The following is a 21,886-nucleotide window of genomic DNA, read 5'->3' as shown; positions in this document are numbered from 1 at the left end:
GAAGGAGCAGAGCAATGAGCCTCACCGCACACCCCTACGTCGTCCTCGCCGAGCAGCGGTGGAAGCAGGAGAGCCTGTCCGGCGCGAACCTCGCCGCACACCGCTCCAGCCAGCGTCGCCGGATCCGTCGGCGCCGCATCGACTGGCACCTGCCGCGGCCGCTCGGACAGCTGACCCGGCACACGCCGCGGCCCGTCTAAGGCCCCCCGAAGGGCGTCCGGACGGAGATAAGGCACTCGCCCCATGTGGACGCCCACCTCAGGGCATCAGGTTTGAGACATCACGAGAGACACCGAGTCACCACCACCACGAAGGAGCACACCATGAGCATCACCGCAGACCCGCTGTTCGTCGCCGCCGAGGTCCAGTGGCGCACCGAGAACCTCTCGGCCGGACTGGCCCACGCCTCGTCGCCGAGGCACCACGGTCGCGCGATCCGCGCCGCGATCCAGCGGGTGCGCCACCCGCACGGGCACGGACGGCACACCGCCCGTCAGCACGCGGCTCGCGTCGCCTGACCCGGCCGCCCGATGGCGACCGCGCTCGACGTGCCGTTGACGACCGCCCGACCTCCCGAGACCCACGACACCGTGTCGGACCACTCCGACATAATCGGTGCCGTGGGTTTCGAGCGTTCGGCAGCCGGGTTGTTCGTCGGGCGTGACGACGAGGCAGCCCAGCTCGCCCGTCTGCTGGGCCTCGCGAGCGCCGACCCCGACGGCACCGGCTTGGTGCTGCTCTCCGGAGACGCCGGCATCGGCAAGACCCGCATCCTCGCCGAGGTCACCGGCCGGGCCCGCGAAGCCGGGTGGTCGGTCCTGATCGGGCACTGCCTGGGCGAGGCCGGTCAGGCGCTGCCCTACCTCCCCTTCATCGAGGTCCTCGGCCGGCTCGAGAGCACCTCGCCCGACCTGCTCGACCGGGTCGTGTCAGCCCACCCGGGGCTCAGCCGGTTGGTCCCGTCGCGCCGTCACGAGCCCAACCCCGACGACCCCGCCGACGAGGTGGTCGACCGTGGCGACCTCGTCGAGGCGGTCCACGCGACGCTCGACGACCTGGCCAGCGACGCACCGCTCCTGCTCGTCGTCGAGGACGTGCACTGGGCCGACCAGTCCTCCCGTGACCTGCTCACCCTGCTCTTCACGCGCGGCTTCGCGCGCCGCGTCAGCATCGTCGCCTCCTACCGCAGCGACGACCTCCACCGGCGCCACCCGCTCCGCACCACCCTGGCCCACTGGGCCCGGCTCGGTGACGTCGAGCGCCTCGACCTCGCGCCGCTGCCCGACCGAGCCGTGCGCGAGCTGGTGCGTGGCCTCCAGTCCCAGCCCCTGCCCGAGGCGCAGGTGAGGGAGGTGGTCGCACGGGCCGAGGGCAACGCCTTCTTCGCCGAGGAGCTCGTCGCCGCCACCGCGCTGGGCGGCTCCGGGCTGGCCGAGGACCTCTCCCGCCTGCTCCTCGTGCGCTTCGACCAGCTCGACACCGCCGGCCAGCACGTCGTCCGGGTCGCCTCCGCCGCGGGTCGCCACGTCTCGCACCGGTTGCTGGCCGCGGTGGCCGGGCTCGGCGAGGCCGAGCTCGACGCCGGCCTGCGCGACGCGGTCGAGCACCATGTCCTCGTCCCCACCGACAGCGGTGGCTACGCCTTCCGGCACGCGCTGCTCGGCGAGACGGTCTACGACGACCTCCTGCCTGGCGAGCGGGTCAGGGCCCACGAGCGGTATGCCGCGGCGCTGGCCGACGACCGCACGCTCGGCACCTGGGCCGAGCTGGCGCGGCACGCCACGGCGGCCGGCCTGCGGGAGCAGGCCCGGGAGGCCAGCGTCCAGGCCGGCGAGTCCGCGATGCGGATGGCCGGCCCCGAGGAGGCCTTCCGGCACTTCAAGAACGCCCTGGCGATGATGTCCGAGACCGACTCCGACGTCGACGGCGTCACCCTGCGGGCCGCCACGGCGGCCACCGCGGTGGGCCAGACGCTCAAGGCCCTCGAGCTGCTCGAGGACCGACTCGCTCGCCGCGCGACCGGCGCCGACCCGGCCGGTCGCGCCGAGCTGCTGGCTGCGCTGGCCACCACCGCCCGCATCACCGAGAGCACCCTCGACACCCTTGCCGCCACCAAGGAAGGGCTCGGGCTGCTCGACGCCGCAGACCTCGACCACCCGCAGACCAGGGCCCGGCTGCTCGCCGCCAAGGTCCAGGCGCTGGCCGATCGTGGTCGCGACGGCGAGGCCCTCGCGGGAGTGGAGGAGTCGGTGGCAGCGGCCCAGGCTGCGGGGCTGCGTGACGTCGCCGACGAGGTGCGCGTCGTCGAGGCCCGGATCCTCGAGCGCGCCGGCGACCCCGAGACCTCCCGTCGCACCCTCGAGCGGATCATCGCGGAGTCCAGGGCGCCTGGTGACCCGGCCGAGGTCCGGGCCTACCACCACCTCGGGTGGCTGCACCACCGTGCCGGACGGCTCGACGAGGCCGTCGACGTCTACCGACGCGGGGTGGAGCGGGCCAGGGGAGCAGGACGTCCCTGGGCGCCCTACGCGTTCGACGGTCGCCTGCTGGCCGGCATCGCCGCCTACGAGCGGGGTCGCTGGCCGGAGGCGCTCGACATCCTCGACGTGTCCCACGAGGTCCCGCCCGAGCCGGCCCGCTCGCTCCTGCTCGGTGCCCGGATGTACGTCGCGGCCGCCCAGGGCGACTACTCCGCGGTCTCGGGCTACGAGGTCTCCCGCCCCTGGTGGGAGAGCGAAGGACTCGTCCCCCTGCTGACCGGCAGCGCCACCATCGACCTGCACGGTCATGCCGACGACCTCGCCCAGGCCATCGCCGTGCACGACGAGGTCGTCGAGGTGCTGACCCGGGTCTGGTACCCGTTGTTCCAGGGCCAGCTGCGGCTGGACGCCCTGCTGCTCGGACAGCTCGGCAGCCACATCCAGCGGGTGCCCAGCTCCGAGCGGCCGGCCCTGCTGGCCAGGGGAGCGCAGCTCGCCGAGTCCGCCACCCAGGTCTGGGACCGCGCCACCGCGCGACCGGGCAACGACGGGCCCGAGTCGACGGCCTGGCTCGCGCGCGCCGCGGCCGAGGCGCTGCGCCTCCAGTGGCTCGGCGGGGCCGACGTCGACCCTGCTCGCCTGGTCGAGGCGTGGCAGGGCGCGGTCGACGCGTTCGAGGCCTACGGACATCCCTACGAGACGGCCCGGTCGAGGGCGCGCCTGGGCGCCGTCCTCAAGTCCGTCGGCGACCCGCGCGGGTCCGAGGAGCTCACCGCAGCCCTGGAGGTCGCCCAGCGCCTGGGGGCCGAACCCCTCCGGGCCGAGATCCGCCAGGGCGGGGGAGCGCGCGCCACCGCGAAGGCCGCGTCGCGCCAGGGTGAGTCGCTGACCGCCCGCGAGGCCGAGATCCTCGCGCTGGTCGCGCTGGGGCGCAGCAACCGCCAGATCGGCACCCAGCTGTTCATCAGCGCGAAGACCGCGAGCGTGCACGTCTCCAACATCATCGCGAAGCTGGGGGTCACCGGCCGCGGCGAGGCCGTGGCGGTGGCCCGCGACCGCGGCCTGCTCGACTGACCTCGAAGCGGGTCCTCGGGAGGTTAGGTAGACCTTGCTAGGCAGGGGCACCAGCATTTACGTAACATCGGTGTTGTGAATATCCCTGCCGCCTCCGTGTCGCCCCGCGCGACGGATGCTCGGGGTCACGACGCGCCACTGGTGCTCGAGTCGCGCACCCGCGACCGGGTGCTCCAGGCGATCAGCGAACGGGGCCCGATCACCGCGGCCACGCTGGCCGACGACCTGGGCCTCACCGCACCCGCCGTGCGGCGCCACCTCGAGAACCTCGAGGAGGCCGGCCTGATCACCGCGCGCGAGCCGGCCCCCGGCATCCGTGGGCGCGGACGTCCCGCCCGGTCCTTCGTGCTCAGCGACGCGGGCCACCACGCGCTCGAGTCCGACTACGACCACCTCGCCACGGAGGCGCTGCGCTTCCTGGCGCAGGAAGCCGGCGACGGGGCCGTGCGCCGCTTCGCCGAGAGCCGCGTCGCCGAGGTCGAGACCCGGTATGCCGCGCAGCTCGCGGCCGCGGGCACCGACCGCGCCGCCCGGGTCGACGCCCTCGTCGCCGCCCTGACGCGCGACGGGTTCGCCGCCTCGGCCCGACCGGTCGGCGAGCCGGGCTCCCAGAGCCCCTTCACCGGCATACAGCTCTGCCAGGGGCACTGCCCCGTGCAGGACGCGGCCCGGGAATTTCCCGAGATCTGTGACGCTGAGACTGATGCGTTCTCGCGCCTGCTGGGCGTGCACGTCCAGCGGCTGGCGACGCTCGCGCACGGCGACCACGTGTGCACCACGTTCATCCCCACCAGCAAGCCATCCACCACACCTGTCACACCAACCGCTGTCACACCAACTGCAACTGAAGGGGCATCCACGCGATGAGCACCCACATCGAGGAGCTGAACCCGGGTCTGAAGGACCTGGGCCGCTACGAATACGGCTGGGCCGACAGCGACACCGCTGGCGCGACCGCCAAGCGTGGCCTCAACGAGGACGTCGTGCGCGACATCTCGGGTCGCAAGAGCGAGCCCCAGTGGATGCTCGACCTGCGCCTGAAGTCACTGCGGCTGTTCGGCAAGAAGCCCATGCCCAACTGGGGCAGCGACCTCACCGGCATCGACTTCCAGAACATCAAGTACTTCGTGAAGTCCACCGAGAAGCAGGCGACCAGCTGGGACGAGCTGCCCGAGGACATCAAGAACACCTACGACCGCCTGGGCATCCCGGAGGCCGAGAAGCAGCGCCTCGTCTCCGGCGTCGCGGCGCAGTACGAGTCGGAGGTCGTCTACCACCAGATCCGCGAGGACCTGGAGGAGAAGGGCGTCATCTTCGTCGACACCGACACCGGCCTGCGCGAGCACGAGGACCTGTTCCGCGAGTACTTCGCGTCGGTCATCCCGGCCGGTGACAACAAGTTCGCCGCGCTCAACACGGCGGTCTGGTCGGGCGGCTCGTTCATCTACGTGCCGCCGGGCGTCCACGTCGACATCCCGCTGCAGGCCTACTTCCGGATCAACACCGAGAACATGGGCCAGTTCGAGCGCACCCTGATCATCGCCGACGAGGGCTCCTACGTGCACTACGTCGAGGGCTGCACCGCGCCGATCTACAAGTCCGACTCGCTGCACTCCGCGGTCGTCGAGATCATCGTGAAGAAGAACGCCCGCGTGCGCTACACGACCATCCAGAACTGGTCCAACAACGTCTACAACCTCGTCACCAAGCGGGCGACCGCCGCCGAGGGCGCGACGATGGAGTGGATCGACGGCAACATCGGCTCCAAGGTCACCATGAAGTACCCGGCCGTCTTCCTCCTCGGCGAGCACGCCAAGGGCGAGACGCTGTCGATCGCCTTCGCGGGCGAGGGCCAGCACCAGGACGCCGGCGCCAAGATGGTCCACGCCGCTCCGAACACCTCGAGCACCATCGTCTCCAAGTCGGTGGCCCGTGGTGGTGGCCGGACGTCCTACCGCGGTCTCGTGCAGATCCTCGAGGGCGCCCACGGCTCCCGGTCGAGCGTGGTCTGCGACGCGCTGCTGGTCGACACCATCAGCCGCTCCGACACCTATCCCTACGTCGACATCCGCGAGGACGACGTGACGATGGGTCACGAGGCGACCGTCTCCAAGGTGTCCGAGGACCAGATGTTCTACCTCATGTCCCGCGGGATGACCGAGGAGGAGGCCATGGCCATGATCGTGCGCGGGTTCGTCGAGCCCATCGCGCGCGAGCTGCCGATGGAGTACGCCCTCGAGCTGAACCGCCTGATCGAGCTTCAGATGGAAGGAGCCGTAGGTTGAGCCTGCTGGCCCAGAAGAACCCCGATGCGCCGGTGGGGTCCCACGAGGACTCCGCCGTCGCGTTCGTCCCCGACCAGTCGCGAGCCGAGCGCAAGACCTCGTATGCCGTGGACGACTTCGCCGTCCCCGGTGGCCGTGAGGAGGAGTGGCGGTTCACCCCCGTCGACCGCCTCGCGTCGCTGTTCCACGTCGCGCCGACCGACACCGGGAAGGTCACGGTCGACGTGCAGTCGCCCGCTCGCGTGACCGTGTCGCAGGTCGACCCCCGGTCCGCCGGCGTGCTCGTGCCGGCCGACCGCGCGTCCGTGGTTGCCTTCGCCGGCGAGGCGCAGGCGACCCGGGTGGGCATCCCGGCCGAGGCCGAGCTCACCGAGCCGGTGCGCATCACCATCACTGCCACTGACCTGGCGCGCGTCAACGGCCACCTGGTCGTCGACGCAGGGCAGCACAGCAAGGCCACCGTCGTGCTGACGCACCGCGGCTCGGCCGAGTGCGGCGCCAACGTCGAGATCCGGGTCGGCGACGGCGCGGACCTCACCTTCGTCACCGTGCAGGAGTGGGACGACGACGCGCTCCACGTCACCCAGAACGACGCGCTGATCGGCCGCGACGCCCGCCTGCGGCACATCGCCGTCACGCTGGGCGGCGAGATCGTCCGCGTCTCCACCAACGCGCGCTACTCGGGCCCTGGTGGCTCGTTCGAAGGCCTCGGCGTCTACTTCGCCGACGCCGGGCAGCACCAGGAGCACCGTCTCTTCGTCGACCACGAGGCGCCGCACTGCCACTCGAACGTCGAGTACAAGGGCGCCCTCCAGGGCAACACCGCCCACACCGTCTGGGTCGGCGACGTCCTCATCCGCGCCAGCGCCGAAGGCACCGACACCTACGAGCTCAACCGCAACCTCGTCCTCACCGAGGGTGGTCGCGCCGACTCGATCCCGAACCTGGAGATCGAGACGGGCGAGATCGTCGGGGCCGGACACGCCTCGGCCACCGGTCGCTTCGACGACGAGCAGCTGTTCTACCTGCAGGCCCGGGGCATCCCCGAGGACGTCGCCCGCCGCCTGGTCGTCCGTGGCTTCTTCGCGAGCATCGTCGCGCGGATCGGCGTGCCCGAGATCTCCGAGCACCTGATGGAGGTCATCGACGCCGAGCTCGGTGCGGTGCCCGGCATCGCCACCGAGGACGTCGCGTGAGCGCCGCCCCCGAGCTGGTCACCGACGACGCCGACTTCGTGCGGGTCTGCCGCGTGGACGAGCTGCCGGAGAAGGGTGCGGCCGCGGCCGACATCAACGGCACCATCGTCGCGATCATCCGCACCGAGACCGGTTCCATCCACGCGGTCGACGACACCTGCAGCCACGCGAACGTCTCCCTCTCCGAGGGTGAGCTCGACGGCTGCACGCTGGAGTGCTGGCTGCACGGCTCGCGGTTCGACATCCGCACGGGTGAGCCCTCGGGCCCGCCCGCGATCATCCCCATCAACGTTTACCCGGTGCGGGTCGAGAACGACGAGGTCTTCGTCGGCACGACCCCCATGAACGCCTGACGTCTTCGAACAGAATGAGGAACTGAATCACCATGGCAACACTTGAGATCCGCGGCCTGACCGTGACCGTCGACGTCGAGGAGGGCACCAAGGAGATCCTGCGCGGTGTCGACCTGACCGTGAGGTCGGGGGAGACCCACGCGATCATGGGTCCCAACGGCTCGGGCAAGTCCACGCTGGCCTACTCGATCGCCGGGCACCCGAAGTACACCGTCACCGGCGGCACCGTGACCCTCGACGGCGAGGACGTGCTGGCCATGAAGGTCGACGAGCGCGCCCGCGCGGGCCTGTTCCTCGCGATGCAGTACCCCGTCGAGGTCCCCGGCGTGACGGTGAGCAACTTCCTGCGCACCGCCAAGACCGCGATCGACGGCCAGGCGCCCAAGCTGCGCACCTGGGTCAAGGACGTCAAGGGCTCGATGGACGCCCTGCGCATGGACCCCGCGTTCGCCGAGCGCAACGTCAACGAGGGCTTCTCCGGTGGCGAGAAGAAGCGCCACGAGATCCTCCAGATGGAGCTGCTCAGGCCGAAGGTCGCGATCCTCGACGAGACCGACTCCGGTCTCGACGTCGACGCCCTGCGCATCGTCTCCGAGGGCGTCAACCGCGCCAAGGAGGGCACCGACGTCGGCGTCCTGCTGATCACGCACTACACGCGCATCCTGCGCTACATCAAGCCCGACTTCGTGCACGTCTTCGTCGACGGCAAGATCGTCGAGGAGGGCGGCCCCGAGCTGGCCGACCGCCTCGAGGCCGAGGGCTACGACCGCTACCTCGCCACCCAGGCCTGAGGGCCGACCACGAGCCACCGGCAGCTGTCATGAGCGCAACGACCTTCACCGACGCGGAGCTGGCCCGGATCCGGGCCGGGTTCCCGATCCTGTCGCGCACGGTGCGAGACGGGAAGCCGCTCGTCTACCTCGACTCCGGGGCGACGTCGCAGCGGTATGCCGGTGCGCTCGACGCCGAGCGCGCCTTCAGCGAGCAGGTCAACAGTGCCGTGCACCGCGGAGCCCACCAGCTCAGCGAGGAGGCCACGGACGCCTACGAGGGTGCGCGCGCCACGGTGGCCCGGTTCGTCGGGGGAGCGGACGAGGAGGTGGTGTTCACCAAGAACGCCACCGAGTCCCTCAACCTCGTGGCCTACGCGTTCTCGAACTCCGTGGCGGGCCAGGCCAAGGACCCCCGGCTCGACCTGCACGAGGGCGACGAGATCCTCATCACCGAGATGGAGCATCACGCCAACCTCGTGCCGTGGCAGGAGCTGGCCCGGCGCACCGGCGCGACGCTGCGCTGGATCGGCGTCACCGACGAGGGCCGGCTCGACCTCGAGGGCGTGCACGGACCTGCGCTCGGCGAGCTGCTGACCGAGCGCACCAAGGTCTTCGCGTTCACCCACGTGTCCAACGTGCTCGGCACCATCAACCCGGTCCGCGAGCTCACCGCCGCAGCCCGCGCGGTCGGGGCGCTCACCGTCCTGGACGCCTGCCAGTCCGCGCCGCACCTGCGGCTCGACGTGGCCGACCTCGGTGTCGACTTCGCGGCGTTCTCCGGCCACAAGATGTTCGGGCCCACCGGCGTCGGCGCGCTGTGGGGTCGTCGCGAGCTGCTGCACGCCATGCCGCCGTTCATCACCGGTGGCTCGATGATCGAGACGGTCCGGATGGAGGCGACCACCTACGCCCCGCCGCCGCAGCGCTTCGAGGCCGGGTCGCCCAACTCGGCTCAGGTCGTGGGTCTCGGTGCCGCCATCGACTACCTCGACGAGCTCGGCCTCGACCGCATCGCCGCCCACGAGCACGCCCTCACCGAGCGCCTGCTGGCCGGCCTGGCGCAGCGCCCGTGGGTGCGGGTCGTCGGACCCGCCCTCGCAGTCGACCGGGTCGGGGCCGTCGCCTTCGACGTGCAGGGGGTGCACGCCCACGACGTCGGGCAGGTGCTCGACGACGAAGGCGTCGCGGTCCGCGTGGGCCACCACTGCGCGTGGCCGCTGCACCGCCGTATGGGCGTCACCGCCACGACGCGGGCCACCCTCGCCGCCTACACCACGCCGGTCGAGGTCGACACCATGCTCGACGCGCTCGACCGGGTGCCCGCGATCTTCGGGGTGGCCAGCTGATGGACCTCTACCAGGAGCTCATCCTCGAGCACTCCAAGCGACCGCACCACGCCGGGCTGCGCGAGCCGTTCGGCGCCGAGGTGCACCACGTCAACCCCACCTGCGGCGACGAGGTCACCCTGCGCGTCCACGTCGAGGGCACCGGTGCCGGTGCCGTGGTCCGCGACATCTCCTATGACGCACTCGGCTGCTCGATCTCGATGGCCTCCACCAGCGTGCTGGCCGAGGAGGTCATCGGGCACACCGTGGCCGAGGCGATGACCACCCACGAGGCGATGCGCGCCATGCTCACCTCCAAGGGCGCGGACGTCGGTGACGAGGAGCTCATCGGTGACGGGGTGGCCTTCGCCGGCGTCAGCAAGTACCCAGCACGCGTGAAGTGTGCTCTGCTGGGATGGATGGCCTTCACCGACGCGTTGCACCAAGCAGGCATCGACACCACCAGCACGACGACCAGCAAGGACGAGTCATGAGTGACACCACCACTGCCACCCCCAACGTCGCCGACGTCGAAGAGGCCATGCGCGACGTGGTCGACCCCGAGCTCGGCATCAACGTCGTCGACCTCGGGCTCGTCTACGGCATCACCGTCGACGCCCAGCGGCACGCCGTCCTCGACATGACCCTCACCTCGGCGGCCTGCCCGCTGACCGACGTGATCGAGGACCAGACCGCGCAGGCGCTCGAGGGCCTGGTCGCGTCCTACCGCGTCAACTGGGTGTGGATGCCGCCGTGGGGCCCCGACAAGATCACCGACGACGGCCGCGAGCAGCTGCGCGCCCTCGGGTTCAACCTCTGAGCCCTTCCCCGCCTGACCCCCGGCCCCGCGTGGTCGAGGTCGCTCCCGAGCGGATCGACGGCTGGCTCGAGCGCTTCGCCGCCAACAACGCGGGAGCCGAGTCGCCCCAGCGGGTCACCGGACGGGAGGACTTCCCGCACGACCCGGTCGGGGTCCTCCTCATCCGTCGCGGTGGGTATGCCGTGGGGCTGGCCAAGGGGCGCGCGTTCAGCGAGTCCAAGGTCGGCAAGCGCCACGTCCAGTCCCGGACCGCCGCCGGCGGCTGGTCCCAGCAACGCTTCGCCCGGCGACGCGGCAACCAGGCCGACGAGCTGGTGCGCGCCGTCACCGAGCACGCGCTGCGGATCCTGCCGCGCGGCATACCTCGTGGTCTGGTCGTCGGGGGAGACAAGGCGCTGGTGCGCGCGGTGCTCGACGACCCCCGGCTGGCGCACCTCGACGCCCTCCCGCGACGCGAGCTCTACGACCTCCCCGACCCCAGGCGCGGTGTCCTGGAGGACGCCCTGCGCCGCGGCCGGGCCGTTCGGGTGACCATCGAGGACTGACCTGTCGCATGATGGCGGCATGGCGAAGTACAAGGTCAACCGGGCAGCCGTCCGGCACTGCCGCGACCTGATCAAGGCCGGCAACGTCGTGCTCGACAGCGAGTGGGGCGCGGTGCAGCCCGACGCGGACACCGAGAACGGGTTCCTCGAGGAGCACGGCTGGGACGAGTACCCGCTCTGGTTCCTCGGGCTCACCGAGGGCGCCAACGACGAGACCAAGGCGCGGCACGCCTTCGCCTACGGCGACTTCACGAAGGTCCACCGCAGCGGGCTGATCGCGTGTGTCTACCGGGCCGCGGAGTGGCGCCACAAGGACGTCGAGCTGGCGGCGCACCGCCTGCTGCAGGAGCTCGACAAGGCGCACCCTGGCGCCAAGGGCGACTGAGCCGCCGCGACCTGGGCTGCGCCCTGGGCTGCGACCTGGGCGGAGGGTCGGCTACTCGACCGTGTCAGGGCTCAGGGTGTCGCACTGGTTGAGGTCGCCTGACGTGTAGCCGGTGGTGAACCACTTCTGGCGGGCGGCGGCCGAGCCGTGGGTCCACGACTCGGGGCTGACCCGTCCCTGGGTCTTCTCCTGGATCCGGTCGTCACCCACCGAGGAGGCCGCAGACAGGGCGTCCTTGATGTCCTGGTCGGTCAGCGGCTTGAGGAACGCCACGTCGCCACCCTTCGTGCTCTGGCCCTTGGTCTCGGTGGCGTGGTTGGCCCAGACGCCGGCGAGGCAGTCGGCCATCAGCTCGATGCGCACCCCGCCGCTCTGCTCGCCCTTGGGGTCCTTCTGTGCCTCGTCCAGCAGACCGAGGAGGTCCTGCACGTGGTGGCCGTACTCGTGCGCCACGACGTACTCCTGGGCCAGCGGGCCGCTGCTCGACCCGAACTGGTCGCTGAGGATCTGGAAGAAGCTCGCGTCGATGTAGACCTGCTTGTCGAGGGGGCAGTAGAACGGCCCTACCTGGTTGCTCGCCGTGCCGCAGGCCGACTGGGTCGAGCCGTTGTAGAGGATCGTCGTGGCGGGGGTGTACTCGCGCTTGTACTTCGGCAGCTCCTGCGACCAGAACGTGTTGACGGCCAGGACGGTCGCCTTGACGCGGCAGGCGTCGCTCTTGTTGGCGTCGGCGCCGGTCTTGCAGTTGGCCAGCTCGGAGTCCTGCTCGGTGCCACCTGGCTGGACCTGGCCCTGGTCGCTCCCGCCGCCACCGGGGTTCGTGGGCAGGTCGCTGGGGTTGATGCCGAAGATGAGCGCGATGATCAGCAGGATGATGCCGCCGATGCCGCCGCCGACGACCATGCCACCGGGGCCGCCGCCGCTGCCGCCGGACCCGACTTGTGAGCCGCCGATGTTGACGTCGTCGTTGAAGCTCATCTGGCCTCCGCGGTCGTGGGTGCGTCGCTCCCCGGTGCAGTTGTCCTGGCCGGGCAACTGTGCAAGTTAGACTAGTGATCTCAGCCTCTGAGCGGCGCATCCGCAACTCGTCGGAGCGCCCCCACCCCCGCCTGTGATGTCTGGAGTTCCGTCGTGATTGCCGCCAGTGGGATCGAGCTGCGTGCTGGGTCCAGGCTCCTCCTCGACGGCGCGACGTTCCGGATCGCTGCCGGCGACCGCGTCGGGCTGGTGGGCCGCAACGGCGCCGGCAAGACCACGCTCACCAAGGTGCTCGCCGGTCAGGGTCAGCCCGCCGCGGGTTCGGTGACCGCCACCGGCGAGGTCGGCTACCTGCCCCAGGACCCCCGCACCGGTGACCTGCACGTGCTGGCCCGCGACCGCATCCTGTCGGCCCGAGGCCTCGACCGGATCATCACGCAGATGCGGGAGGCGGAGGGCGCCATGGCGAGCGCCGACGACGAGACCCGCGACAAGGCGATGCGTCGCTACTCGCGGCTCGAGGCGGAGTTCACCGCCGAGGGCGGGTATGCCGCGGAGTCCGAGGCCGCGACCATCGCCAGTGCGCTGTCGCTCGAGGAGCGGGTGCTGGGGCAGCCCCTGGGGACGCTGTCCGGTGGCCAGCGCCGTCGCGTCGAGCTGTCGCGGATCCTGTTCTCCGGTGCCGCGACGCTGCTGCTCGACGAGCCCACGAACCACCTCGACGCCGACTCGATCGGCTGGCTGCGCGACTACCTCAAGGGCTACCAGGGCGGGCTGGTCGTGATCAGCCACGACGTCGAGCTGCTCGACGCCGTGGTCAACCGGGTGTTCCACCTCGATGCCAACCGCGGGGAGCTCGACCTCTACAACGTGGGTTGGAAGCCGTACCTCCAGCAGCGCGAGACCGACGAGCGGGCCCGCAAGCGCGAGTACGCCAACGCGACGAAGAAGGCCGCCGCGCTGATGGAGCAGGCCGAGAAGATGCGGGCCAAGGCGACCAAGGCGGTGGCCGCCCAGAACATGATCAAGCGCGCCGAGCGGATGCTCGCGGGAGTCGAGGGGGAGCGGACCAGCGACAAGGTCGCCAAGCTGCGGTTCCCCGACCCCGCACCCTGTGGCAAGACGCCGTTGCGTGCCTCGGGACTCTCGCGCTCCTACGGCAGCCAGGAGGTCTTCACCGACGTCGACCTGGCGATCGACCGGGGTTCGAGGGTCGTCGTGCTGGGCCTCAACGGCGCCGGCAAGACCACCCTGCTCCGCATGCTCGCGGGGGCCGACGAGCCCGACACCGGCCAGGTCGAGCCCGGGCACGGACTCAAGCTCGGCTACTACGCCCAGGAGCACGAGAACCTCGACATCACCCGCACCGTGCTCGCCAACATGAAGACGGCCGCGCCGGACTCGTTCGGCGAGACCGAGGTGCGCAAGGTGCTGGGGTCGTTCCTCTTCAGCGGTGACGACGTCGACAAGCCGGCCAGCGTGCTCTCCGGTGGCGAGAAGACCCGGCTCTCCCTGGCCATGCTGGTCGTCTCCAGCGCCAACGTCCTCCTGCTCGACGAACCCACGAACAACCTCGACCCCGCGTCGCGCGAGGAGATCCTCGGCGCGCTGCGCACCTACAAGGGCGCCGTCGTCCTCGTGACGCACGACGAGGGCGCGGTCGAGGCGCTCGAGCCGGAGCGGATCCTGCTGCTGCCCGACGGCGTCGAGGACCACTGGGGCCAGGACTACCTCGACCTCATCTCGCTCGCCTGAGCCGGAGTCCAGCCGCGCGGCACCCCGCGCGTCCGCCCGCGGCATACCCACCGGCTTGGTGGGGATTGCGGTCGGATAATGGACGGTTATGCATCGCATAAGCAAACTGGCAGAATGGTGGGGTGACGCAGACCCCGATCCGTCCCCAGCGGCAGGCAGGCAAGGCCACCGGCGCCTGGGCCGACGGCGATCGCACGCCACTGAACGCCAACGAGGAGTTCAAGCAGGCCGATGACGGCCTCAACGTGCGGGCCCGCATCGAGGAGGTCTACGCCAAGGAGGGCTTCGCGAGCATCCCGGGTGAGGACCTGCGTGGCCGCATGCGGTGGTGGGGTCTCTACACGCAGCGCAAGCCCGGCATCGACGGCGGCAAGACGGCGACCCTCGACCCCAGCGAGCTTGACGCGGAGTTCTTCATGCTGCGCGTCCGCAGCGACGGCGGGGCGCTCGACGCCGACCAGCTGCGCACGGTCGCCGAGATCAGCCGCGAGTTCGCGCGCGACACCGCTGACGTCACCGACCGGCAGAACATCCAGCTGCACTGGATCCGGGTCGAGGACGTGCCGGAGATCTGGCAGCGCCTCGAGGCGGTCGGCCTGACGACTGCCGAGGCCTGCGGCGACACCCCACGGGTCATCCTCGGCTCGCCGGTCGCCGGCATCGCGGCCGACGAGGTGCTCGACGGCACGCCGGCGGTGCGCCAGATCCTCGACCGCTACATCGGCAGCCCGGAGTTCTCCAACCTGCCCCGCAAGTTCAAGACTGCGATCTCCGGCAGCCCCAGCCTCGACGTCGCCCACGAGGTCAACGACATCTCGTTCGTCGGGGTCGAGCACCCCGAGCACGGCCCGGGGTTCGACGTCTGGGTCGGCGGTGGACTCTCCACCAACCCGATGTTCGCGCAGCGCCTGGGCGCCTGGGTGCCGCTCGAGGACATCCCCGACGTCTGGAAGGGCGTCGTCTCGATCTTCCGCGACTACGGCTACCGCCGGTTGCGCAACCGCGCCCGGCTGAAGTTCCTGATGGCCGACTGGGGAGCCGAGAAGTTCCGCGACGTCCTCCAGAACGAGTACCTCAAGCGCGTGCTCCTCGACGGCCCGGCGCCCCCGGCGCCCAGCGCCCACCGCCGCGACCACGTGGGCGTGCACCCCCAGCAGGACGGCAACTTCTGGGTCGGCGTCGCCCCGATCGCCGGCCGCGTGAGCGGCACGACCCTGTCTGCCGTCGCCGAGCTGGCTGCCAAGCACGGCTCGGGTCGGGTGCGGCTCACCGCCCACCAGAAGCTGCTCGTGCTCGACGTGCCCCAGAAGCAGGTCGCAGCCCTGACGGCGGCCCTGGACGAGATCGGTCTCCCGGCCGCCCCGAGCGAGTGGCGGCGCGGTCTCATGGCGTGCACCGGCATCGAGTTCTGCAAGCTGGCCCTCGTCGAGACGAAGGCGCGGGCCCACACCGTCATCGCCGAGATGGAGCGGCGCCTGCCCGACTGGGACGTCCCGTTCTCGATCCACATCAACGGCTGCCCCAACTCGTGCGCCCGCACCCAGGTCGCCGACGTGGGCCTCAAGGGCATGGTGCAGACCGACGACGACGGCAACCTCGTCGAGATCTTCCAGGTGCACCTCGGGGGTGGGCTCGGCACCGAGCCCCAGCTCGCCCGCAAGACCCGCGCGCTCAAGGTCCGCGCCGAGGACCTGCCCGACTACGTCGAGCGCCTCGCCGGCCGCTTCGTCGCGCAGCGCGAGGACGACGAGTCGTTCGCGCACTGGGCCCACCGCGCCGAGGAGGACGACCTGCGATGAGCGACAGCCCCCGCGCCAGCATCATCTACTACTGCCCGTTCTGCGCCGAGGAAGACCTCCGCCCGGTCGAGGAGCCCCAGGGCGGGTGGCGCTGCAACGCCTGCGCCCGCGTCTTCACCGTGCAGATGGCCACGCTCGACACGACCCGCATCCCGGGTCGCCTCCGCGAGGAAGCCGAGCTCCGGGGAGGAGTGGAAGCGTGAGCACGACCACCGACACCCGTTCCGTCGAGGAGCTGAGGGCCCTGGCCCAGTCAGGCGAGGAGCGCTTCGGCGCGCTGGAGGCGCAGGGCGACGCCGCGGCATACGAGCATCGCGTGGAGGTGGCGCGGGAAGCGCTGCGCTGGGCGCACGAGACGTTCGGCGAGCACCTGACCGTGGCGTCGTCGATGGGCGACGAGGTGCTGGTGCACCTCGTCGGGACGACCATCCCCGGAGCCGACGTGTTCTTTCTCGACACCGGCTACCACTTCGTCGAGACGCTCGGCACCCGGGACGCCTACGAGGCCATGCTGCCCCTGAACATCCGCACCATCCTCCCGCTGCTGACCGTGCCCCAGCAGGACGAGAAGTACGGCGCCAAGCTGCACGACCGCGACCCGAACGCGTGCTGCGCGATGCGCAAGGTGGAGCCGCTCAACCGCGCGCTGTCCACGCACCAGGCCTGGGTCACCGGCATGCGCCGCGTCGACGCCCCGACCCGCACCGACATCGGGGTCGTCGGCTGGGACGAGAAGCGCGAGATGGTCAAGCTCAACCCGATCGCGGGCTGGTCCGACGACGACGTCGACCGCTACGTCGCGGAGCACGGGGTCTTCCTCAACCCGTTGCGCCAGGAGGGCTACGCCTCGATCGGCTGCGCCCCCTGCACCCGCCCCGTCGCCGAGGGCGAGGACGCCAGGGCCGGCCGCTGGGCCGGTCAGGACAAGACCGAATGCGGGCTGCACACATGACGACTGCCGCGCGGGCGTTGCCCGACCACTTCACCCTCGACCACCTCGACCACCTGGAGTCCGAGGCGATCCACATCTTCCGGGAGGTGGCCGGGGAGTTCGAGCGACCGGTCATCCTGTTCTCGGGAGGCAAGGACTCGGTCGTCATGGTGCACCTGGCGCTCAAGGCGTTCGCGCCCGGGCCGCTGCCGTTCGCGCTCCTGCACGTCGACACCGGCCACAACTTCCCGGAGGTGCTCGACTACCGCGATGCGACGGTGGAGCGGCTGGGGGTGCGGCTCGTCGTCGCCCACGTGCAGGACTACATCGACGACGGCCGGCTGCGCGAGCGACCTGACGGCACCCGCAACCCGCTGCAGACCGTCCCGCTGCTCGACGCCATCGAGGCCGGCAAGTTCGACGCCGTCTTCGGCGGCGGCCGCCGCGACGAGGAGAAGGCCCGCGCCAAGGAGCGCGTCTTCAGCCTCCGCGACTCGTTCGGGGCCTGGGACCCGCGTCGACAGCGACCCGAGCTCTGGGACCTCTACAACGGCAAGCACGCACCGGGAGAGCACGTCCGCGTCTTCCCGCTCTCCAACTGGACCGAGCTCGACGTCTGGCGCTACATCGAGCGGGAGGGGATCGCCCTGCCCGACCTCTACTACGCCCACGAGCGCGAGGTGTTCGCCCGTGACGGCATGTGGCTCTCGCCCGGTGACTGGGGCGGTCCACAGGGCTCCGAGCGGGTCGAGAGCCGGACGGTCCGCTACCGCACCGTCGGCGACATGAGCTGCACCGGCGCCGTCGACTCCGCCGCGGCCGACGTGGCCGGGGTGATCCTCGAGCTCGCGGCGTCCCGCCTCACCGAGCGGGGCGCGACCCGGGCGGACGACCGGATGTCCGAGGCTGCCATGGAGGACCGGAAGAAGCAGGGGTACTTCTGATGACTGCGACCCGTGAGGCGGATGCTGCCGTGACCCTCGCCACCGCTGACGACCTGGCACCCGCGCACCGTCACGACCTGCTCAGGCTGGCCACCGCCGGCTCGGTCGACGACGGCAAGTCGACGCTCGTGGGCCGGCTGCTCTACGACACGAAGTCGGTCCTCGCCGACCAGCTCGACGCGGTCGAGCGGGTCAGCCGGGAGCGGGGTCTGGACGCCGCCGACCTCGCCCTGCTGACCGACGGCCTCCGGGCCGAGCGCGAGCAGGGCATCACCATCGACGTCGCCTACCGCTACTTCTCGACGGCGACGCGTTCCTACGTGCTGGCCGACACGCCCGGACACGTGCAGTACACCCGCAACATGGTCACCGGCGCCTCCACCGCCGAGCTCGCCCTGATCCTCATCGATGCCCGCCACGGGGTCGTCGAGCAGACCCGCCGCCACCTGGCGGTCACCGGGCTGCTCGGGGTGCGTCACGTCGCGGTGGCCGTCAACAAGATGGACCTGGTCGACTGGTCGCAGGAGCGGTTCGACGAGATCGTGGCCGAGTTCGCCCGCCACGCAACGCGGTTCGGCATCGAGGACGTCGTGGCCGTGCCCGTCTCGGCCCTCTTCGGCGACAACGTCGTGGACCGCACCGACCGGGCCGGCTGGTACACCGGACCCACCCTGCTCGAGCACCTCGAGTCCGTGCCCGTCGGCACGGACCCGTCGGCCCAGCCCCTGCGCATGCCGGTGCAGTACGTCATCCGTCCGCAGAGCGCCGAGCACCGTGACTACCGCGGGTATGCCGGTCGGCTGGCCTCCGGGGTGGTGCGCCCCGGCGACGAGGTCACGGTCCTGCCCGGTGGTGCCCGCACCACCGTCGCCGGCATCGACCGCGCTCGAGCCGACGGTTCGCTGGAGTCGCTCGACGTGGCCTTCGCGCCGCAGTCGGTGGTGCTCCGCCTGACCGACGACCTCGACGTGTCGCGGGGCGACCTGCTCGCCGCCGCAGACGAGCCGAGCCTGACGACCCGCAACCTGTCCGGCACCGTCGCAGTGCTGTCGGAGCGTCCGCTGCGCCAGCGTGACCGGGTGCTGCTCAGGGTCGGCACGCGCACCGTCCGAGCCCTCGTCGACGACGTCGTGGACCAGCTCGACATCGCGACCATGGAGCAGCGGACTGCCCCGGATGGCTTGGCGCTCAATGCGATCGGCCGCGTGCGCATCCGCCTCGCGGACGACATCGCGATCGACGACTACCGCACGCTGCGCCGGACCGGCGCCTTCCTGCTCATCGACGACGCAGACGGCTCCACCCTGGCCGCAGGCATGGCGGACGCCCCGGACCGCAGCATCGGTGAGGGCATCTGATGGGCTCGCCGTCCTACCCCCTGACCCTCGACCTCACCGGTCGCAGGGTGGTCGTGGTCGGGGGAGGGCCGGTCGCAGCCCGGAAGGCCTCGGCCCTGGTCGAGGCCGGGGCCCTGGTCGACGTCATCGCCCCCTTCGTCTGCGAGGACCTCGCCGCCCTCGTCTCCGCTGGCCGGCTCGGCTGGCAGGAGCGCGACTACGTGGCCGGCGACCTGCTCGACCCCACGGCTGCGTGGCTGATCCACACGGCCACCGGAGAGCCGCAGGTCGACGCCCAGGTTGCGCGTGAGGCCGAGGCCGCACGCATCTGGTGCGTCCGCGCCGACGACGCCACTGCCTCGACTGCGTGGACCCCTGCGGTCGCGCGGGGGACCGCAGGCACGGCCAGCGAGGGGCTGACCGTTGCCGTGAGCGCTGGTGCCGACCCACGACGGGCCACGGCTGTCCGCGACGCGGTGCTCGCGGCCCTCGAGAGCGGCACCCTGCCGGTCCGCCGGGTCCGACGCGCGGAGTCGGCCAATGCGGACGGCGCACCCGGCAGCGTGGGTCGCGTGGCGCTCGTGGGCGGTGGCCCCGGAGCCGAGGACCTCATCACGGTGCGCGGACGAGCCCTGCTGGCCGCTGCGGACGTCGTGGTCACCGACCGGCTGGGCCCGCGCGGGCTGCTCCGGACGCTCGCCTCCGAGGTCGAGGTCGTCGACGTCGGCAAGACCCCCGGCAACCACCCGGTCACCCAGGAGCGCATCAACGAGCTGCTGGTGCACCACGCCCGGCTCGGCAAGCGGGTGGTGCGGCTCAAGGGCGGCGACCCGTTCGTCCTCGGCCGGGGTGGCGAGGAGGCCATGCACTGCCTCGCTCACGGCGTGCCCGTCGAGGTCGTGCCCGGGGTGACGTCGGCCGTCTCGGTCCCTGCGGCAGCAGGCATCCCGGTGACCCACCGCGGCGTGGCGGCGTCCTTCGTCGTCGCGTCCGCGCACGAGGGCGCCGACCACGTGCTCGCGGCAGCCGCCGACGCGGCTCCCGACGCGACGCTCGTCCTCCTGATGGGCGTCACCCGACTCGCGGAGACCGCTGCGGCACTCATCGCCGCCGGGCGCCCCTCCGACACGCCGGTGGCCCTCGTGGAGCGCGGCTGGACGCCCGAGCAGCGCACGACGACCACCACGCTGGCCACCGCGGCGGCCGATGCCGAGGCGGCCGGCGTGCGGGCCCCGGCCGTCGTCGTCGTCGGACAGGTTGTGGCCCTGCGAGAGCACCTCGGCGACCTCGCGGGGAGTAACGTCACGGCGTGACCACCGACACCGACATCGTGCTGCTCGCCCACGGCTCGCCGGACCCCCGGCACGCGCAGGGTGTCGAGACCCTGGCCACCCACGTGCGCGAGCTGGCTCCGCACCGGACCGTCCACACGGCATACCTCGACCACCACGGTCCCAACGCGACCGAGGCGGGGGCCGACCTCGGTGAGCACGTGGTCGTCGTCCCGGTGCTGGTCACGCCCGCCTACCACGCGAAGGTCGACGTCCCGGCCGCTGTCAACGAGCTCGCGGCCGCCTCCGGCTCCTCGGTCTCGCTTGCCGCCCCGCTCGGTCCCCACGAGCTGCTGCTGGAGGCCGTCGAGGAGCTGCTGGCCGCCGAGGGCATCGCCCCCGACCCCACCACCGCCGTCGTCCTGTATGCCGCGGGGTCGAGCGACAGCGAAGCCGTCGCCACCGTGGGCCACACCATCGCCGAGCACCCGCGCGCGGGCTGGGGTCCGTGGGGAGTGGCTGCCCTCGACGGCGGGTCGACCCTCGACCAGGTCCTGCGGCGGCTGCCCGACGAGGTCGAGCGCACGGTGGCCGTGTCGTTCACGGTGGCCGAGGGGGTCCTGCGCGACCGGATGGCCCAGCAGTGCGGCCGGGCCGGTGTGTCGATGGTGCCCGGTGCCCTGGCCCGCACGTCGGCGGCCGCCCACCTCGTCCTCGAGCGGGCGGATAGCCTGCCGGTGTGACCGACGCAGCCCAGCCCCACCCGCACCTGTCCGTCGCGCGTGACGGGGCCGTCCTCACCGTCAGTCTCGACCACCCGGACCGCCGCAACGCCCAGACCCCGAGCCTGTGGCTGGCCCTCGCGGAGCTCGCCACGAGTCTCGACCCCGACGTCCGGGTCGTCGTCCTGCGCGGCGAGGGACCGTCGTTCTCGGCCGGCCTCGACCGGGCGATGCTCGCACCCGGCGGGGTGCCCGGTGAGACCGACATGATCGCGATGGCCGTCGAGAGCGCCGAGGGAGCCGCAGACACCATCAAGTCCTTCCAGCGCGGCTTCTCCGCCTGGGCCGAGGTGCCGGCCGTGGTCGTGGCCGCAGTGCAGGGCCACGCGATCGGCGCCGGCTTCCAGCTCGCCCTCGCCGCTGACCTGCGCGTGGTGGCCGACGACGTCCAGTTCGCGATGCGCGAGACCTCGCTCGGGCTCGTGCCCGACCTGGGCGGCACCGGTCCGCTGGTCTCCCTCGTCGGGGTGGCCCGGGCCCTCGAGATCTGCGCCACGGGGCGGTTCGTGGGAGCGTCCGAGGCCGTCGCCATCGGCCTGGCCAACGTCGCGGTGCCTGCGGACGCGCTTCGGGAGACCACGGACGACCTCGTCGCGGCCCTGCTCGCCGCACCGGCGGCGGCGCTGCGCGAGCTCAAGCCACTACTGCGCGGCGCGGTGGGGGCGGAGGGGGAGGCCCAGCTGCGGCTCGAGCGCGAGGCGCAGGGCCGGCTGCTGCACGGCATCGCCGGTCAGCTGGCCCGCTGACCAGCACCGACCTCGCCGTTGCGCGCTCGGCGCAATGTCGGTGCCCGGCCCCATGATGGGGAATGAGCCGTCGCCCGGGTGGCGTTCCACGGCCGTGAGCAGGAGAC

The 21,886-nt window shown here is 71.7% G+C and carries 23 protein-coding genes; 22 read left to right on the top strand and 1 reads right to left on the bottom strand.

The window, feature by feature from the left end:
* Positions 1-14: 14 nt before the first annotated feature.
* The 13 genes from AC1DWJ_RS02230 to AC1DWJ_RS02170 all read left to right on the top strand — a co-directional run bounded on the left by AC1DWJ_RS02230 (position 15) and on the right by AC1DWJ_RS02170 (position 11,236).
* A complete protein-coding gene (locus AC1DWJ_RS02230) occupies positions 15-200 on the top strand; it encodes a hypothetical protein (RefSeq protein ID WP_477619896.1) in 186 nt (61 codons plus the stop codon).
* A 123-nt stretch (positions 201-323) separates the two neighbouring features.
* Positions 324-518, top strand: a complete 195-nt coding sequence (locus tag AC1DWJ_RS02225) for a hypothetical protein (RefSeq protein ID WP_457255370.1) — start codon at positions 324-326, stop codon at positions 516-518.
* Positions 519-530: 12 nt separating this feature from the next.
* Positions 531-3,554 carry a helix-turn-helix transcriptional regulator gene (locus tag AC1DWJ_RS02220; protein ID WP_477619895.1) on the top strand — a complete coding sequence of 1,008 codons (3,024 nt, stop codon included), beginning with the start codon at positions 531-533 and terminating at the stop codon, positions 3,552-3,554.
* Positions 3,555-3,629: 75 nt separating this feature from the next.
* The gene (locus AC1DWJ_RS02215) at positions 3,630-4,421 is read left to right on the top strand and encodes a helix-turn-helix transcriptional regulator (RefSeq protein WP_477619894.1); all 792 of its coding nucleotides are present in this window, start codon (positions 3,630-3,632) and stop codon (positions 4,419-4,421) included.
* Positions 4,418-5,839: a Fe-S cluster assembly protein SufB gene (sufB, locus tag AC1DWJ_RS02210; RefSeq protein ID WP_344133388.1), complete on the top strand. Its 1,422-nt coding sequence runs from the start codon at positions 4,418-4,420 to the stop codon at positions 5,837-5,839. The genes AC1DWJ_RS02215 and sufB overlap by 4 nt, the downstream gene beginning before the upstream one ends.
* Positions 5,836-7,035 (top strand): Fe-S cluster assembly protein SufD, encoded by a 1,200-nt coding sequence (sufD, locus tag AC1DWJ_RS02205; protein WP_477619893.1) that lies wholly within the window; start codon positions 5,836-5,838, stop codon positions 7,033-7,035. Before sufB ends, sufD begins: the two co-directional genes overlap by 4 nt.
* Positions 7,032-7,388 (top strand): non-heme iron oxygenase ferredoxin subunit, encoded by a 357-nt coding sequence (locus AC1DWJ_RS02200; protein WP_457255365.1) that lies wholly within the window; start codon positions 7,032-7,034, stop codon positions 7,386-7,388. Before sufD ends, AC1DWJ_RS02200 begins: the two co-directional genes overlap by 4 nt.
* A gap of 32 nt (positions 7,389-7,420) precedes the next feature.
* The gene (gene sufC / locus AC1DWJ_RS02195; protein WP_457255364.1) at positions 7,421-8,179 is read left to right on the top strand and encodes a Fe-S cluster assembly ATPase SufC; all 759 of its coding nucleotides are present in this window, start codon (positions 7,421-7,423) and stop codon (positions 8,177-8,179) included.
* 29 nt (positions 8,180-8,208) lie between these two features.
* On the top strand, positions 8,209-9,507 hold the full coding sequence (locus tag AC1DWJ_RS02190; RefSeq protein WP_477619892.1) for a SufS family cysteine desulfurase: 1,299 nt from the start codon (positions 8,209-8,211) through the stop codon (positions 9,505-9,507).
* Positions 9,507-9,980, top strand: a complete 474-nt coding sequence (sufU, locus tag AC1DWJ_RS02185; RefSeq protein ID WP_457255362.1) for a Fe-S cluster assembly sulfur transfer protein SufU — start codon at positions 9,507-9,509, stop codon at positions 9,978-9,980. Before AC1DWJ_RS02190 ends, sufU begins: the two co-directional genes overlap by 1 nt.
* Positions 9,977-10,306 (top strand): metal-sulfur cluster assembly factor, encoded by a 330-nt coding sequence (locus AC1DWJ_RS02180; protein ID WP_345504884.1) that lies wholly within the window; start codon positions 9,977-9,979, stop codon positions 10,304-10,306. The genes sufU and AC1DWJ_RS02180 overlap by 4 nt, the downstream gene beginning before the upstream one ends.
* A 29-nt stretch (positions 10,307-10,335) precedes the next feature.
* Positions 10,336-10,851, top strand: a complete 516-nt coding sequence (locus tag AC1DWJ_RS02175; protein WP_477619891.1) for an acVLRF1 family peptidyl-tRNA hydrolase — start codon at positions 10,336-10,338, stop codon at positions 10,849-10,851.
* Positions 10,852-10,870: 19 nt separating this feature from the next.
* On the top strand, positions 10,871-11,236 hold the full coding sequence (locus AC1DWJ_RS02170; protein WP_477619890.1) for a hypothetical protein: 366 nt from the start codon (positions 10,871-10,873) through the stop codon (positions 11,234-11,236).
* 51 nt (positions 11,237-11,287) lie between these two features.
* Here AC1DWJ_RS02170 and ypfJ read toward each other — a convergent pair whose 3' ends face one another.
* Positions 11,288-12,214 carry a KPN_02809 family neutral zinc metallopeptidase gene (gene ypfJ, locus AC1DWJ_RS02165; protein WP_477619889.1) on the bottom strand — a complete coding sequence of 309 codons (927 nt, stop codon included), beginning with the start codon at positions 12,212-12,214 and terminating at the stop codon, positions 11,288-11,290.
* Between the two features lie 153 nt (positions 12,215-12,367).
* On the opposite strand from ypfJ, the gene AC1DWJ_RS02160 reads away from it, so the two are divergent.
* From AC1DWJ_RS02160 to AC1DWJ_RS02120, 9 genes are all read left to right on the top strand, one after another.
* Positions 12,368-13,969, top strand: a complete 1,602-nt coding sequence (locus AC1DWJ_RS02160; RefSeq protein ID WP_457255358.1) for an ABC-F family ATP-binding cassette domain-containing protein — start codon at positions 12,368-12,370, stop codon at positions 13,967-13,969.
* A gap of 122 nt (positions 13,970-14,091) precedes the next feature.
* Positions 14,092-15,768 (top strand): nitrite/sulfite reductase, encoded by a 1,677-nt coding sequence (locus AC1DWJ_RS02155; protein ID WP_477619888.1) that lies wholly within the window; start codon positions 14,092-14,094, stop codon positions 15,766-15,768.
* Positions 15,765-15,971, top strand: a complete 207-nt coding sequence (locus tag AC1DWJ_RS02150; protein ID WP_457255356.1) for a hypothetical protein — start codon at positions 15,765-15,767, stop codon at positions 15,969-15,971. The genes AC1DWJ_RS02155 and AC1DWJ_RS02150 overlap by 4 nt, the downstream gene beginning before the upstream one ends.
* The gene (locus tag AC1DWJ_RS02145; RefSeq protein ID WP_477619887.1) at positions 15,968-16,720 is read left to right on the top strand and encodes a phosphoadenylyl-sulfate reductase; all 753 of its coding nucleotides are present in this window, start codon (positions 15,968-15,970) and stop codon (positions 16,718-16,720) included. Before AC1DWJ_RS02150 ends, AC1DWJ_RS02145 begins: the two co-directional genes overlap by 4 nt.
* A complete protein-coding gene (gene cysD, locus AC1DWJ_RS02140; protein WP_457255354.1) occupies positions 16,717-17,643 on the top strand; it encodes a sulfate adenylyltransferase subunit CysD in 927 nt (308 codons plus the stop codon). The genes AC1DWJ_RS02145 and cysD overlap by 4 nt, the downstream gene beginning before the upstream one ends.
* Positions 17,643-19,001 (top strand): sulfate adenylyltransferase subunit 1, encoded by a 1,359-nt coding sequence (locus AC1DWJ_RS02135; RefSeq protein WP_457255353.1) that lies wholly within the window; start codon positions 17,643-17,645, stop codon positions 18,999-19,001. Before cysD ends, AC1DWJ_RS02135 begins: the two co-directional genes overlap by 1 nt.
* On the top strand, positions 19,001-20,293 hold the full coding sequence (cobA, locus tag AC1DWJ_RS02130; RefSeq protein WP_477619886.1) for a uroporphyrinogen-III C-methyltransferase: 1,293 nt from the start codon (positions 19,001-19,003) through the stop codon (positions 20,291-20,293). The genes AC1DWJ_RS02135 and cobA overlap by 1 nt, the downstream gene beginning before the upstream one ends.
* The gene (locus AC1DWJ_RS02125; RefSeq protein ID WP_457255351.1) at positions 20,290-20,994 is read left to right on the top strand and encodes a sirohydrochlorin chelatase; all 705 of its coding nucleotides are present in this window, start codon (positions 20,290-20,292) and stop codon (positions 20,992-20,994) included. Before cobA ends, AC1DWJ_RS02125 begins: the two co-directional genes overlap by 4 nt.
* The gene (locus AC1DWJ_RS02120; protein ID WP_477619885.1) at positions 20,991-21,779 is read left to right on the top strand and encodes an enoyl-CoA hydratase/isomerase family protein; all 789 of its coding nucleotides are present in this window, start codon (positions 20,991-20,993) and stop codon (positions 21,777-21,779) included. Before AC1DWJ_RS02125 ends, AC1DWJ_RS02120 begins: the two co-directional genes overlap by 4 nt.
* Positions 21,780-21,886: the final 107 nt, after the last annotated feature.

Source organism: Pedococcus sp. P2_D7, from assembly GCF_056404295.1.
The sequence above is the reverse complement of the archived record's forward strand: the minus strand, read 5'-3'. Positions and strand labels throughout refer to the sequence as shown.